Genomic DNA, 13972 nt, shown 5'->3' with positions numbered 1-13972 from the left:
AGCAGCGTCTCAATGGGTGGGGGTCATTTTTCTTTAAGCCGAAGGCTGCATCTTTCTTTTGAGTGTTGCTTCGGCATGAAGAAGAACTTCGGGCGGGTTTGACTGATGTCCACCACCAAGCGCTGCTACTACGAGACCCTGGAAGTCGAACGGACCGCCGACGAGTCCAAGCTGAAGGCGGCCTTCCGCAAGCTCGCGATGAAATGGCATCCGGACAAGAATCCGGGCGACGCCTCGAGCGAAGTGAAGTTCAAGGAAATCAACGAAGCCTACGAGGTCCTCAAGGACGGCGACAAGCGCGCCGCCTATGACCGCTATGGCCATGCCGCGTTCGAGCAGGGCATGGGCGGTGGCGGCCCCGGCTTCGGCGCCGGCTTCGCGTCGTCGTTCTCGGATATTTTCGAAGACCTGTTCGGCATGGCCGGCCAACGCGGTGGCCGCGGCGGCGGTCGCGAGCGCGGCGCCGACCTGCGCTACAACATGGAAATCACGCTGGAAGAGGCCTTCCAGGGCAAGACCGCGCAGATCGAGATTCCGGTCTCGGTCACCTGCGAGCCCTGCTCGGGCACCGGCGCCAAGGCTGGTACCAAGCCGAAGACCTGCTCGACCTGCGGCGGCCAGGGCCGCGTCCGCCAGGCCCAGGGCTTCTTCACGCTGGAGCGGACCTGCCCGACGTGCCAGGGCCGCGGCCAGATGATCGAGGATGCCTGCCCGGGCTGTTCGGGTTCGGGCCGGGTGACGCGCGACCGCACGCTGTCGGTCAACATCCCGCAGGGCGTCGAGGACGGCACCCGCATTCGGCTGGCCGGCGAAGGCGAGGCCGGCGTCCGCGGCGGGCCGCCCGGCGACCTCTACATTTTCCTGTCGCTGTCGACCCATGAATTCTTCCAGCGCGACGGCGCCGACCTGCATTGCCGGGTTCCGATCTCGATGGTGGCGGCAGCACTTGGCGGCGAATTCGAGGTCCCGACCATCGAGAAGGGCAAGACCAAGGTCAAAGTACCGCCGGGGACGCAGTCCGGCCGCCGTTTCCGCATCGCCTCGAAGGGCATGCCGGTGCTGCGGTCGCGCCAGACCGGTGACATGTACGTCCAGGTCATGGTCGAAACGCCGCAGAATCTGACCAAGAAGCAGCAGGAATTGCTGTCCGAGTTCGAAAAACTGTCGTCGGGCGCAACCCAGCCGGAAGCCGCAGGCTTCTTCACCAAGGTCAAGGACTTCTTCGGCACCCGCGCCGGCACGTAAGCTTTCGCGCCGGCGTCACTGATGGTTACGATACGGCGCCCGATCGCGCCGAATAATCTCGGCGGCACAGGGCTTTATTCAGGAAACGCGGACAGTTTGCCCGATCCGACGCGTTACCGTCTGGCTTGACCATATCGGCTTCGCCCTATACGTGTTTATGACTGTTTTCTGACATTCCCCCGCGCTGTTGCGGGCCCCGCCTGGTAGCGACATGCCTTTGCAATCGTCCGTGCGTGCGTTGAAGTTGAAGAAGCCTCTCCGTCTCGACGACGAGGTTCGCTTCCTCCGTTCATGGATCGAGAAGCCGCTTCACATGGGCGCGGTGATGCCGTCGAGCCGGGTGCTGGCCCGGACCATGGCGCAATATGTCGATGTCAACTCCACCGGACCGGTCGTCGAACTCGGACCCGGTACCGGTGCGATCACCAATGCGCTGATCGAACATGGCGTCGATCAAAAGCGGCTGGTGCTGGTCGAATACAATCCGGGCTTCTGCGCATTGCTGCGCGATCGCTATCCGCAGGCCAAGGTGGTGCAGGGCGATGCCTATGCGCTGCGCGCCTCGCTCAGTGGCGCGCTGGATGCGCCGGCCTCCGCGGTGGTCTCCGGCCTGCCGCTGGTCACCAAACCGATGCTGATGCGCCTGAAGCTGATCCGCGACGCCTTTGCGGCGCTGGCGCCGGGCGCGCCGTTCGTGCAGTTCACCTATTCGGTCGCGCCGCCGATTCCGAAATCGCTGCCTGGCGTGTCCACAGAAGCTTCCGAGCGGATCTGGATGAACCTTCCGCCCGCCCGCGTCTGGGTGTATCGCAAGCGTTAAGCTGCCGCGTATTCGCGTGGCAGGATCTGCCCCCGAGTACGATTTCTGAAAATGTCCGCACTGAAAATCCTCGTGATCCCGGGATCGCTGCGATCCGGCTCGCTCAATGCGAAGCTGGCCGCTGTGGCTGCCCATGAACTCGCGCAGATGGGCGCCGAGGTGACCCGGATCTCGCTGTCGGATTTTCCGCTGCCGATCTATGACGGCGACCTGCAGGCGAAGTCCGGGGTCCCGAAGCACGCCGTCAATCTGAAGCGGATGATCGGCGCGCATCACGGCGTGCTGATCGTGACGCCGGAATATAATTCCTCGGTGCCGGCGCTGGTCAAGAATACCATCGACTGGGTCAGCCGGGTGCAGGACGCGCATGAGAGTCGCGGCGACGTCTTCAAGGGCCGCGTGTTTGCGATCGCGTCCGCCTCGGGCGGGCGGCTCGGCGGCAGCCGCGCGCTGGCGGCGCTGCGGCTGATCCTGACGGCCTGCCACGCGACAGTTGTCCCGAACCAGCTCGCGCTGTCGTTTGCGGACCAGGCCTATGACGAGATGGACCACCTGAAGCACGCTGCCGACAGCGAGGCGCTGAAAGCGCTGGCGCGGCAGTTGATCGACATTTCCCAACGCATGATGTGAGGTGACATGCAGCCAGCCAAGATCGCTCCCCGCGACCGCCTGATTGTGCCGCTCGATCTGCCCGGTGTTGCCGAGGCAGAAGCGATGGTGGCACGGCTCGGCGACAGCGTGACCTTCTACAAGATCGGCTACCAGCTCGCTTACGCCGGCGGATTGCCGCTGGTCGGCCGGCTGACGGACGCCGGCAAGAAGGTGTTCGTCGATCTCAAGCTGCACGACATCGGCAATACCGTCGCCCGCGGCGTCGAGAGCGTGGCGAAACTTGGCGCGACGTTCCTCACCGTGCACGCCTATCCGCAGACCATGAAGGCCGCGGTCGAAGGGCGTGCGGGATCGAGCCTGAAGATTCTCGCGGTCACCGTGCTGACCTCCTACGACGACGGCGATCTCCACGCCGCCGGCTACCGGCTCAATGTCGCCGACCTGGTCGAGGCGCGCGCGCAGCAGGCGCAGGTGCTCGGCATCGACGGATTGGTCTGCTCGCCCGAGGAAGCGGCTGGCGTGCGCAAGATCGTCGGCCACCAGATGCATCTGGTGACGCCGGGGATCCGGCCCGCGGGCGCCGATGTCGGCGACCAGAAGCGGATCATGACCCCGGCGCGCGCAATCGCGGCCGGCGCGGATTATCTGGTGGTGGGCCGCCCGATCTCGGCCGCCGCCGATCCCCGGGCTGCGGCGGAGGCCATCCAGGCCGAAATCGCGCAGGCGTTGGCCTGAGTTGAAAAAGGAGAACGGGAAATGGCAAAGGGCTACTGGATCGCGCGTATCGATGTTCACAACATGGACGGGTACAAGGAATACATCGCGCAGAACGGCGCGGTGTTTCACAAATTCGGCGCCAAATTCCTGGTGCGCGGCGGCCCGCATGAAGTCAGGGAAGGCACGGCACGTTCGCGCAATGTGGTGCTCGAATTCAAGGACTACGAAACCGCGCTCGCCTGCTACAATTCGCCGGAATACACCCATCTGGTGAAAGTCCGTTCGCCGCATTCCGAAGGCGATCTAGTAATTATCGAAGGTTATGACGGCCCGCAGCCCTGAAATACCGGGCCTTTGGTTGCCGGAACGGCCTCGCCCCGCTATAGGGCGTGAAGAGGTGAAGCCATGGCCGACATGCGTTTGATCGTTGCGGGAGCCGGAGGCCGGATGGGCCGCGCGCTGGTGCGGGTTATTTCGGAAACCCCGGGCGCGGTCGTGACCGGCGCGCTGGAAGCGCCGGGCTCGGCCCTGCTGGGCAAGGATGCCGGCGTGCTGGCCGGCCTTCCGGCCAACGGCGTCGAACTGTCGGCCGACTTGTGGAAGCTGTCGGCCAACGCCGACGCCATCCTCGATTTCACCGTGCCCGGCGCCACCATCGCCAATGTCGCGATCGCAGCCGAGCGCGGCCTGGTGCACATCATCGGCACCACAGGGCTTTCCGCGTCCGACATGGCCGTCATCAAGAGCGTGACCTCGCGCGCGGTGGTCGTACAGTCCGGCAATATGAGCCTCGGCGTCAACCTGCTCGCGGCGCTGGTCAAGCGGGTCGCGGCGTCGCTCGACGAGAGCTTCGACATCGAGATCGTCGAGATGCACCACAAGGCCAAGATCGATGCCCCGTCGGGCACCGCCTTCCTGCTCGGCGAGGCCGCCGCGGCGGGCCGCGGCATCGACCTGCATGCGCACTCCGCGCGTGGCCGCGACGGCCAAACCGGGGCGCGGCGATCCGGCGATATCGGCTTTGCGTCGCTGCGCGGCGGCACTGTCACCGGCGATCACAGCGTGGTCTTTGCGGGCCCGATGGAACGCATCGAGCTGACGCACCGGGCCGAGGACCGCACCATGTTCGCGCAGGGCGCGGTCAAGGCCGCGCTGTGGGCGCATGGCAAGAAGCCTGGCTTCTACACCATGACCGACGTGCTCGGGCTCACGGACTTCTAGACCTCAAAAAAACTCGTCGGAATCGAAAACGGAATTTTTTTAAATGAGCGATCGCCTTCTTGTGCTGGTGCGTCATGGCCAGAGCGACTGGAATTTGAAGAACCTGTTCACCGGCTGGAAAGACCCTGACCTGACCGAAAAGGGCGTGGCCGAGGCCAAGGAAGCCGGCCGCAAGTTAAAGGCACAGGGACTGTCGTTCGACACAGCCTTCACGTCGGTGCTGACGCGCGCGCAGCACACGCTGGATCTGATGCTGGTGGAGATCGGCCAGACCGGACTCCCGACCACGCGCGATCTTGCGCTCAACGAACGCGATTACGGCGATCTCTCCGGTCTCAACAAGGACGACGCCCGCAAGAAATGGGGCGAGGACCAGGTCCTGATCTGGCGCCGTTCCTACGACGTGCCGCCGCCCGGCGGCGAGAGCCTGAAAGATACGCTGGCGCGTACGCTGCCGTATTACGTGCAGGAAATCCTGCCGGGCGTGCTGCGCGGCGAGCGCACGCTGGTCGCCGCCCACGGCAACTCGTTGCGCGCGCTGATCATGGTGCTGGAGAAGCTGACGCCGGAGCAGATCCTGAAGCGTGAACTCGCGACCGGCGCGCCGGTGATCTACCGGCTGAATGCGGATTCCACCGTGGCGTCGAAGGTCGATCTGGCGGGGTAGGTGTCAGACCTCATCCTGAGGAGCGGCGCCTGCGCCGCGTCTCGAAGGATGAATGGCACCGGCGGGGCCTCATGGTTCGAGACGGCGCTATGCGCCTCCTCACCATGAGGGTTTGACGGTCAAATGCGGGCCTTACTCAATGCACCCCGACCTGCCCGGCTTCCCAGCCCAGCATCGCCTGCTTGCGGGTGATGCCCCAGTGATAGCCGGTTAGCGCGCCGCCTTTGCCGAGCGCGCGATGGCAGGGCACCACGAACGACACCGGATTGCGTCCGACCGCCGCGCCGACGGCGCGTGAGGCCTTCGGGTTCTTGATCTTGGTGGCGATGTCGGAATAGCAGACCGCGCGGCCCATCGGGATCTTCAGCAGCGTCTCCCACACCCGCACCTCGAAGTCGGTGCCGATCAGCACCACGCGCAGCGGCTGGTCGGCCCGCCACAACCGGGTGTCGAAGATGCGTTGCGCCAGGCCTGCGGTGCCGTCGCGGTCTTCGACATAGATCGCATTGGGCCAGCGCCGCTTCATGTCGGCGAACGCGGCCTGCTCTCCACCGGGATCGGCAAAGGCCAGCCCGGCCAGACCACGGCCGCTCGCGATCACGATCGCAGTGCCGAACGGGGAGGGGTGGAATCCATAGCGCAGCGTCATGCCGGCGCCGCCGTTCTTCCATTCGCCCGGCGACATCGCCTCATGGGTGACGAACAGATCGTGCAGCCGGCCCGGGCCGGACAGCCCGGAGTCGAGTGCGGCGTCGAGCACGCTGGCGGAATCGCGCAGCAGGCCCTTGGCGTGGTCGAGCGTCAGCGCCTGCATGAACGCCTTTGGCGTCAGCCCGGCCCAGCGCCGGAACAGGTGGTGCAATTCATCCGGCGTCACCGCGGCGGCATCCGCCATCGCTTCGATGGTCGGTTGCGCGCGCCAGTGGTCCGAGATGAAGGCGATCGCGCGCCGCACCGAGTCGTAGTCGCGCAACGCGGCGTTCTGGGGTCCCGGTTTGGTGAGGCGGTGCTCATTCATGGCAAGGTTCATCATGCTGATCGATGTAGGCCGGACGCGGCTTTAGAACCACCCGATTCCCGACAACTATCTCACGACACCGGGTTATAGGTGATGCCCCGCTTGGCGGCCTGCAATGCGGCCAATAAGGCCTTGGCAAAACTGGCCTTTTCGTCGGCTCCCAAAAAACTGCCGATCGAGACGCGGCGGCCGCGGGAGACCAGATAAAGCCGCTCGATGCCGAATTCGGCGTGGATCTTCTGGTCGAGCTGCACCCAGAGCGGATTGAGCACCCATTCGACGACATGGCCGCGATGGCTGACCCGGCGCACCCGCAATTCCAAGGGTGTGACGGTGATCTCCTCGGTGGCGGCGGCGCGGCGGAAATTGACCCGGAACGCCCAGTAGATCACCAGCACGTCGAGCCCGAGAAAGCCGAACACCGGCCACGCGCCCATCAAGAGAAACGCGATGCCGGTGGTAAAGCTGACGGTACTGATGAACGTCATCAGTACCAGAAAGCCGGTGCGGCTCAGCGAGCGATGCGGCGTCAGCAGCGCCGAAAACAGCTCGGGCTGGTCAAGTGCCGGATCAAAATCGTTGCTTGCGGTCATCGCGTATCAGTATACCCGGATCATGGCTAAAAGCATCCGTTCCCAACGCGCAAAAACACCGTCCGTTCAATCCGCGCCGAAGCAGTCGGCGAAAAAATCGGTCAGGCTGCCGCCCAAACCGGCGGCAAAAAAATCAGCCAAAAAAACGATCAAGCCGAAACCCTGGACGGCGGCCGAGGTCTACGAGGCCTTCAGCCGTTTCCGCGCCGCCAATCCGGAGCCGAAGGGCGAGCTCGAACATCTCAATCCCTTTACGCTGCTGGTGGCCGTGGTGCTGTCGGCACAGGCCACCGACGCCGGCGTCAACCGGGCGACGCGGGCGCTATTCGCGGCCGCCGACACGCCGCAGAAGATGCTGGCGCTCGGCGAGGAGACGGTGCGCGATTACATCAAGACCATCGGGCTCTATCGCAACAAGGCGAAAAACGTCATCGCGCTGTCGGAAAAGCTGATCGCCGAGTTCGGCGGCGAGGTGCCGCGTACCCGCGCCGAGATCGAGAGCCTGCCCGGCGCCGGGCGCAAGACCGCCAATGTCGTGCTCAACATGGCCTTCGGCGAACACACCATGGCGGTGGATACCCACGTGTTTCGCGTCGGCAACCGCACCGGGATGGCGCCGGGCTATACGCCGCTTGCGGTCGAGCTCGGGCTGGAAAAGATCATTCCGCCCGAGTTCATGCTGCATGCCCATCACTGGCTGATCCTGCACGGGCGCTATACCTGTCTGGCCCGCAAGCCCCGCTGCGAAGTATGCCTGATCAACGATCTTTGCCGCTGGCCGGAAAAGACGGTCTGAGGCATGCTCATGATTATGTCTTGAAGTATCGTCATCTTTACGCGGATGATGCGGGAAGACTGATTTGAGGGGGACAGCTTGAGTCAGCAGGATCAGATCAGCCCGGCACCATCGGCTTCGACCGGCACCGCGCCTTCGCAAACCGCAGCCGCGGTCGCCGCGGCCCGCGCGGCGGCACTTCAGCGCGGCGCGTGGAGCCGGTTTGCGTTTCCGCTGTTCGCGGTACTGGTGGCCTTCCTGTTCATCGCGCTGGCGACGCTGCGCTGGGATGCGTGGGTCGGCAACGCCACGACCCAGACCACCAACGACGCCTATGTTCGCGCCGAGCTGACGCGGCTGAGCAGCCGGGTTGCCGGCGAGGTTTTGACGGTTGCCGCCAATGATTTCCAGCGCGTCAAGGCCGGCGATCTCTTGATCCAGATCGATCCCGCCGACTACCAGGCCCAGGTCGCCCAGGCCGATGCCGCCGTGGCGGCCGCGCAGGCCGCCCTCGACAATCTGAGCAACCAGGTCGAGTTGCAATACGCCACCATCGCGCAGGCTGAAGCGGCGCAGGTCTCCGCCGCCGCCGAGGAGGTTCAGGCCCGCCAGGAGCAGGAACGCCAGCAGTCGCTGTCGCAGACCGAAGCCGGCACCCGACAGAAATTCGAACAGGCAACAGCAGCCTATGCCAAAGCGCAGGCCGACGTGCGCGCCAGCCGCGCCGTCATCGCCGCGCAAAAGCACCAGATGGAAGTGCTGGCCGGAACCAAGAAGCAGCGCGCCGCCGACGTGCTGGGCGCGCAGGCCGCGCTGGCGGCGGCGAAACTCAAGCTCGGCTACACCAAGATCATAGCGCCGTTCGATGGGGTCGTCGGCGAACGCCAGGTTCAGCCGGGCGACTACGTCAATGTCGGCAGCAATCTCATCAACGTCGTGCCGCTGCCGAATGTCTATGTGATCGCCAATTACAAGGAGACCCAGTTGACGCGGGTCAGGCCGGGCCAGCCCGTCGACATCACCGTCGACAGTTTCCCCGACGAGAAACTGCACGGCCGCGTCGAGCGGGTGTCGCCGGCCTCCGGGTCGCAATTCGCGCTGCTGCCGCCGGACAACGCCACCGGCAATTTCACCAAGGTGGTGCAGCGCATCCCGGTCCGGATCGTCCTCGACAAGAACCAGCCGTTGCTCGAGCGCCTGCTGCCGGGCATGTCGGTCGTGACCAATATCCATACCGGGGATGCGGGGACGGATGGCAGAAAATGACGGCGCCGATCGCGGGCCGCTGTCGCGCGGCGGCATTGCCCCTCAACCGCTATTTGCGGTCGGCGCCGTGCTGCTCGGTTCGTTTCTGGCCAATTTCGACAGCCGCCTGACCTCGGTCGGGTTGGCGGACCTGCGCGGCGCGTTTTCACTGGGGTTTGACGAAGGCGCCTGGCTCTCGACCGCCGGCATCGGCTCGCAGATCTTCATCGCGCCGGCGGTGGCGTGGCTCGCGACTGTGTTCGGCCTGCGCCGCGTGCTCGGCATTCCCAGTCTGGTCTATGCGCTGGTCTCGCTGACGATCCCGTTCGTCCACGATTATCCCACGCTGATCGCGCTCAGCATCGTGCATGGAATGCTGCTCGGCACCTTCGTGCCGGCGACGCTGATGATTGTGTTTCGTAACCTGCCGATGCGCTGGTGGCTGCCGGCGATTGCGATCTATTCCATCCGCGTCGGCTTCGCGCTCGACACTTCAACCTCGCTGGTCGGTTTCTATGTCGATCATTGGGGCTGGCAGTGGCTGTACTGGCAGGGCGTCGTCATCGCGCCGCTGATGGGCCTGATGGTCTATCTCGGCACGCCCTCCGAGCCGGTCAATCGCGCGTTGCTGCGCGATGCCGACTGGGGCGGCATGCTGCTGCTCGGCACCGCCGTGTCGATGATCTATGCCGGGCTCGATCAGGGCAACCGGCTGGACTGGCTGGAATCCGGCACCGTCATGGCGCTGCTGCTCGGCGGCGGCGCGTTGTTCATTCTGTTCCTGATCAACGAGATGCTGGTCCCGCAACCCTGGGCGCATTTCAACGTGCTGTTCTCGCGCAACATCGGGCTCTCGCTGGTCGTCATCCTGCTCTACACCCTGACCAGCCTGTGCAACTCGTCGCTGGTGCCGAATTTTCTCTCGGTGGTAGGAGGGCTCCGGCCCGAGCAGACCGGCGTGCTGTTGTTCATCTACGGCGCGCTGCCGATGTTCGTGCTGACGCCGTTCGCGATCTATCTGCTGCGCCATTTTGATGCCCGCACCGTGGTGGTGCTGGGATTTTCGGCGTTCGCCGCGGCCAATCTCTGGGGCACGCAGCTCAGTCACGACTGGGCGCGGGAGGATTTCGTCGGGATCGTGATGCTGACGTCGATCGGGCAGGCGCTCACGCTGCTGCCGATCATCATCATGGCGTTGTCCAATTCCGATCCGGCCCGCGCCACCTCGTTCGCGGCCTATATCCAGATCATGCGGCTCGGCGGCGCCGAGATCGGTGTCGCCCTGATGGGCACCTGGCTGCGGGTACGCGAGCAGATTCATTCCAATTATCTCGGGCAGCATATCGAGAACGGCAGCGGCAACGTCACCCGCATGCTGCAGAAGCTTTCGAATTTCTTTGCCAGCCACGGTGTTGGGACCGCGCCCGCGCGTGCGGTGGGAACGCTGTCCGCGACAGTGGCGCGCGAAGCCAACACGCTCGCTTATATCGACGGCTTCTGGCTGTGCTTCTGGCTGGCGATGGCCGCGCTCGGCTTTACCGCCCTGATCACCCGCGCACCGCCCGGCCCGTTCACGCCGGCGCCGTTCGGCTTTGCCAAGGGCTTGTTGCGGAAGTGCGGCGTGTCGGTGTCGTAACGGCGGACGGACCGTCATCACCGCGCCGCCATTCTGCCTGCGATGGGTCGAGACCTCGACCGGCGGCATTCAACTTATCTTGAATGCTCAGGGCGCTCGATATTCACTGCCGCCGAAATATTCGTCCCACCAAACGGTTCATGTACCGGGGCCATAGGCAGGGACAGTGATATGGGCGACACGGCCGCGTTGATTTCTTTGGCGACCTCGGTTCCGCCATATCAATTTCACCAGAAGCAGATCCTGGCCGCCGCGCGTGACGTGCTGACCGATCGCTACCCGGAGTTCGAGCAGTTTTCGAGCTTGTTTGCCAATACCGGCATCCGACACCGCTACGGCGTCAAGCCGATCGAATGGTATCTTGAGCAACGCGGCTGGCCGGAGCGGACACAGGCTTTCCTGGAAGGTGCAGAAAAGCTGTTCATCGATGTCGCGGGCAAGGCGCTCGCGGGTGCCGGCCTCTCGGCCGGCGATATCGATACCGTCGTGACGGTGAGTTCGACGGGGATTGCAACGCCGACGCTGGAGGCGCGCGTCGCCGGCAAACTCGGCTTTCGCCCCGATGTTTCGCGCGTTCCGGTGTTCGGTCTGGGCTGCGCCGGCGGCGTGTCGGGGCTGTCGATCGCCGCACGGCTGGCGCAGGCGAGGCCCGGCACCAATGTGTTGCTGGTCGCGCTTGAGCTTTGCACGCTGGCGGTACGTCATGACGAATTGACCAAGGCCAACGTCGTCGCCGCCAGCCTGTTCGGCGATGGCGCCGCGGCGGTCGTGCTGCGCGCGGGCGATGGTGGCGCAACCCGGATCGAGGCGACCGGGGAAAAGCTGTGGCCGGATACGCTCGACATCATGGGCTGGAGTGTCGACGCGGAAGGATTTGGCGTCATCTTCCAGCGGACGATTCCAGGCTTCGTCGCCGAACACATGCGGCCCGCCGTGGCCGAGATGCTGTCGCGGATGGAGCTTTCGATCGATGACATCGATCGCTTCATTTGCCATCCCGGCGGGTCCAAGGTGATCCGTGCGCTGGAGCAGGCATTCGCGCTTCATCAGGGTGCGCTCGACCACGAGCGCGAGGTCATCGCCGATTACGGCAACATGTCGTCGCCGACCGTTCTGTTCGTGCTGGAACGCGCGCGCGCGCAGGGCTTGCCGCCGCGGTCGCTGCTGACGGCGCTCGGGCCCGGTTTCACCGCAAGCTGTGTCGCGCTGCGGCACGTATCGTGAGCTTCGCGTCCATCATTCTCGCCGTGGTCACGCTGCAGCGCCTGGGCGAACTCGCGCTGGCGCACCACAACACCGCAAAATTGCTGGCGCGCGGCGGGATCGAGGTCGGCGCACGGCATTATCCGCTGCTGGTGTCGGTCCATGCGGCGTGGCTGATCGCCTTGTGGCTGTGGGGACGCGACCAGGCCGTCGATCTCACAGCCCTTGCGGGCTTCGTCGTACTGCAGGGCTTGCGGCTATGGATCCTGGCGACGCTGGGGTCGCGGTGGACCACGCGCATCATCGTGCTGCCGGGCGAGCCGTTGGTGGTGTCCGGACCCTACCGATATTTTTCGCATCCCAACTACGCCGTCGTCGCCGGCGAGATCGCGCTTCTTCCCATCGCATTGCATCTGCCGGTCCTGGCGCTGGTCTTTACGGCGCTGAACGCTGCCGTGCTCTGGATCCGGATACGTGCCGAGGTACGCGCGCTATCTGCCGTTCGCGGACAGCTCGCACGCGCCGCTTCATGAGCGGCCAGCAGGAGTCTTGGACCCATACGCCGGATACCACGCCGTCAACTCGGACTTGGGCCGGCTTTCTGTTGATGTGCCTCGGCATGTTCATGGCCATTCTCGACGTCCAGGTGGTTGCGACGTCGTTGCCGACGATCCAGCTTGAGCTCGCCATCTCCCCGGACGCCATGAGCTGGATCCAGACCGCCTATTTGATCGCAGAGGTCATCGCGATACCTCTCACCGGCCTGTTCACGCGCGCGCTCACCTTGCGGGGGCTGTTCGCCGTGGCGGTCGCGTCGTTCACGCTGGCATCGGTCGGATGCGCCTTCTCAGGCACGCTGGCCGAGCTGCTGGCTTGCCGGGTGGCGCAGGGTTTTTCCGGAGGCGTGCTGATCCCTGCGGTGTTTTCAGCGGTGTTCCTGCTGTTTCCGGCGCGGCTTCACGCGGTTGCCACCACCATCGGCGGCGTCGTCGCGGTGATGGCGCCCACGGTCGGTCCCGTCGTCGGCGGCTGGATCACGGACAACTGGTCATGGCCGTGGCTGTTCCTGATCAATGTCGTTCCGGGATTGATCGCCGCCATCGTGACGCCGTTGCTGTTGCCGCGGCAGCAGACCAATTTTGGCGAGCTCGCCACACTGGACGGCCTCTCGCTGGTGCTGCTGGCGGCGGCGCTGGGCGCGCTCCAGATCGGGTTAAAGGAAGCGCCGCAACGCGGCTGGCTGTCGCCCACTTGCATTTCCCTGCTGCTCGGGAGTGCGGCCGGCATCGCCTGGTTCGTGCGCCGCTCGCTGCATACAGGCCATCCGGTGGTGCAGTTGGCGACGCTGCGGCGGCGCTCGTTTGCGATCGGCTGCGGCCTGAGCTTCTGTCTCGGCGTCGGGCTGTTCGGCTCGGTCTATTTGATGCCGGTGTTTCTCGCCTTCGTGCGCCGCCATGACGCGTTCGAAATCGGCACCATCATGCTGGTGACCGGCGTCGCGCAGCTCGTCGCGACACCCGTCGCCGCGTTGCTGGAAAGCCGGCTCGGCGCGCGCTGGCTGACCGGCGCCGGCTTTGCCCTGTTCGCGGTCGGGCTTGGGCTGAGTGCATTTCAGCCGCGCACGGCCGATTTCGACGAAATGCTCTGGCCGCAAATCCTGCGCGGTGTCGCCATCATGTTTTGCCTGCTGCCGCCGACCCGGATCGCGCTCGGCGCACTGCCGCCAGCGGAAGTCGCGGATGCCAGCGGATTGTTCAACCTGATGCGCAATCTCGGCGGCGCCATCGGCATCGCGCTGATCGACACCATCCTGTATGGCCGAAGCCCCATCCATGCCGAGGATTTTCGCATTCGCCTGCTGGCGGGCGACCTCACTGCGGCAACCGCCATCGGGCTCGATCCGGCGCTGCTCCTCAACCGGCCGCCGGGACCGCCTGACGAAGCCGCCGTGGCGTTCGTCCGGCCGCTGGTCGAGAAGGCGTCGCTGGCGCTCTGCGTCAACGAGGCCTGGGCGATGCTCGCCTGCGTGGCGGTGGTCGGTGTGCTGCTGGTGCCATTCGTGCGCGATGCGGATGCGCAAGACTAGAGCCGTAAAGCGCTCTCTCAAGCGCGCAAACCGGATGCTCAATCCTGTTGAGGCTGACTTCCGTTTCTGACCCCATTGCGGGCATTCCGGTCCAGAGTTTAAGTTTAACCGGTGGGTGCCGATCAGCTCTCTGC

15 protein-coding genes are annotated in these 13972 nt (G+C 65.0%); 13 read left to right on the top strand and 2 right to left on the bottom strand.

All coding sequences use genetic code 11. The annotated features are described in order from the left end of the window. Positions 1 to 105: 105 nt before the first annotated feature. From dnaJ to FFI89_RS00795, 7 genes are all read left to right on the top strand, one after another. Positions 106 to 1245, top strand: a complete 1140-nt coding sequence (dnaJ, locus tag FFI89_RS00825) for a molecular chaperone DnaJ (RefSeq protein WP_168212737.1) — start codon at positions 106 to 108, stop codon at positions 1243 to 1245. A gap of 211 nt (positions 1246 to 1456) precedes the next feature. Beyond that, complete coding sequence (locus FFI89_RS00820; RefSeq protein ID WP_138832025.1) at positions 1457 to 2065, top strand: class I SAM-dependent methyltransferase; 609 nt, start codon at positions 1457 to 1459, stop codon at positions 2063 to 2065. A 51-nt stretch (positions 2066 to 2116) separates the two neighbouring features. Next, positions 2117 to 2695, top strand: coding sequence for an NADPH-dependent FMN reductase (locus tag FFI89_RS00815; protein WP_138832023.1), 579 nt, complete (start codon positions 2117 to 2119; stop codon positions 2693 to 2695). 6 nt (positions 2696 to 2701) lie between these two features. Beyond that, positions 2702 to 3412 carry an orotidine-5'-phosphate decarboxylase gene (gene pyrF, locus FFI89_RS00810; protein WP_138832021.1) on the top strand — a complete coding sequence of 237 codons (711 nt, stop codon included), beginning with the start codon at positions 2702 to 2704 and terminating at the stop codon, positions 3410 to 3412. Positions 3413 to 3433: 21 nt separating this feature from the next. Then, positions 3434 to 3736, top strand: coding sequence for a DUF1330 domain-containing protein (locus FFI89_RS00805; protein ID WP_138832019.1), 303 nt, complete (start codon positions 3434 to 3436; stop codon positions 3734 to 3736). A 63-nt stretch (positions 3737 to 3799) separates the two neighbouring features. After that, on the top strand, positions 3800 to 4615 hold the full coding sequence (gene dapB, locus FFI89_RS00800) for a 4-hydroxy-tetrahydrodipicolinate reductase (RefSeq protein ID WP_138832018.1): 816 nt from the start codon (positions 3800 to 3802) through the stop codon (positions 4613 to 4615). A gap of 43 nt (positions 4616 to 4658) precedes the next feature. Next, a complete protein-coding gene (locus FFI89_RS00795) occupies positions 4659 to 5282 on the top strand; it encodes a 2,3-bisphosphoglycerate-dependent phosphoglycerate mutase (RefSeq protein ID WP_138832016.1) in 624 nt (207 codons plus the stop codon). Between the two features lie 136 nt (positions 5283 to 5418). On the opposite strand, the gene FFI89_RS00790 is transcribed toward FFI89_RS00795, so the two are convergent. Next, a complete protein-coding gene (locus FFI89_RS00790) occupies positions 5419 to 6315 on the bottom strand; it encodes a bifunctional helix-turn-helix domain-containing protein/methylated-DNA--[protein]-cysteine S-methyltransferase (RefSeq protein WP_138832014.1) in 897 nt (298 codons plus the stop codon). 56 nt (positions 6316 to 6371) lie between these two features. Next, complete coding sequence (locus FFI89_RS00785) at positions 6372 to 6893, bottom strand: DUF2244 domain-containing protein (protein WP_138832012.1); 522 nt, start codon at positions 6891 to 6893, stop codon at positions 6372 to 6374. Positions 6894 to 6915: 22 nt separating this feature from the next. Between FFI89_RS00785 and nth the strand changes: the two genes are divergently transcribed. The 6 genes from nth (at position 6916) to FFI89_RS00755 (ending at position 13838) form a co-directional block, all read left to right on the top strand. Then, complete coding sequence (gene nth, locus FFI89_RS00780) at positions 6916 to 7689, top strand: endonuclease III (RefSeq protein WP_138832010.1); 774 nt, start codon at positions 6916 to 6918, stop codon at positions 7687 to 7689. Between the two features lie 213 nt (positions 7690 to 7902). Next, a complete protein-coding gene (locus FFI89_RS00775) occupies positions 7903 to 8934 on the top strand; it encodes an HlyD family secretion protein (RefSeq protein WP_371722544.1) in 1032 nt (343 codons plus the stop codon). Continuing rightward, the gene (locus tag FFI89_RS00770) at positions 8921 to 10549 is read left to right on the top strand and encodes an MFS transporter (RefSeq protein ID WP_138832006.1); all 1629 of its coding nucleotides are present in this window, start codon (positions 8921 to 8923) and stop codon (positions 10547 to 10549) included. Before FFI89_RS00775 ends, FFI89_RS00770 begins: the two co-directional genes overlap by 14 nt. A 171-nt stretch (positions 10550 to 10720) precedes the next feature. Beyond that, positions 10721 to 11773: a type III polyketide synthase gene (locus FFI89_RS00765; RefSeq protein WP_138832005.1), complete on the top strand. Its 1053-nt coding sequence runs from the start codon at positions 10721 to 10723 to the stop codon at positions 11771 to 11773. Next, a complete protein-coding gene (locus FFI89_RS00760) occupies positions 11770 to 12285 on the top strand; it encodes an isoprenylcysteine carboxyl methyltransferase family protein (RefSeq protein ID WP_138832003.1) in 516 nt (171 codons plus the stop codon). Before FFI89_RS00765 ends, FFI89_RS00760 begins: the two co-directional genes overlap by 4 nt. A gap of 74 nt (positions 12286 to 12359) precedes the next feature. Further along, complete coding sequence (locus FFI89_RS00755; protein ID WP_138835981.1) at positions 12360 to 13838, top strand: DHA2 family efflux MFS transporter permease subunit; 1479 nt, start codon at positions 12360 to 12362, stop codon at positions 13836 to 13838. The last annotated feature ends 134 nt before the right edge of the window (positions 13839 to 13972 follow it).

Origin of the sequence: Bradyrhizobium sp. KBS0727 (genome assembly GCF_005937885.2) — a bacterium.
In the GTDB taxonomy this organism is placed as follows: Bacteria; Pseudomonadota; Alphaproteobacteria; order Rhizobiales; family Xanthobacteraceae; genus Bradyrhizobium.
This window is presented reverse-complemented; position numbering and strand designations above follow the sequence as displayed.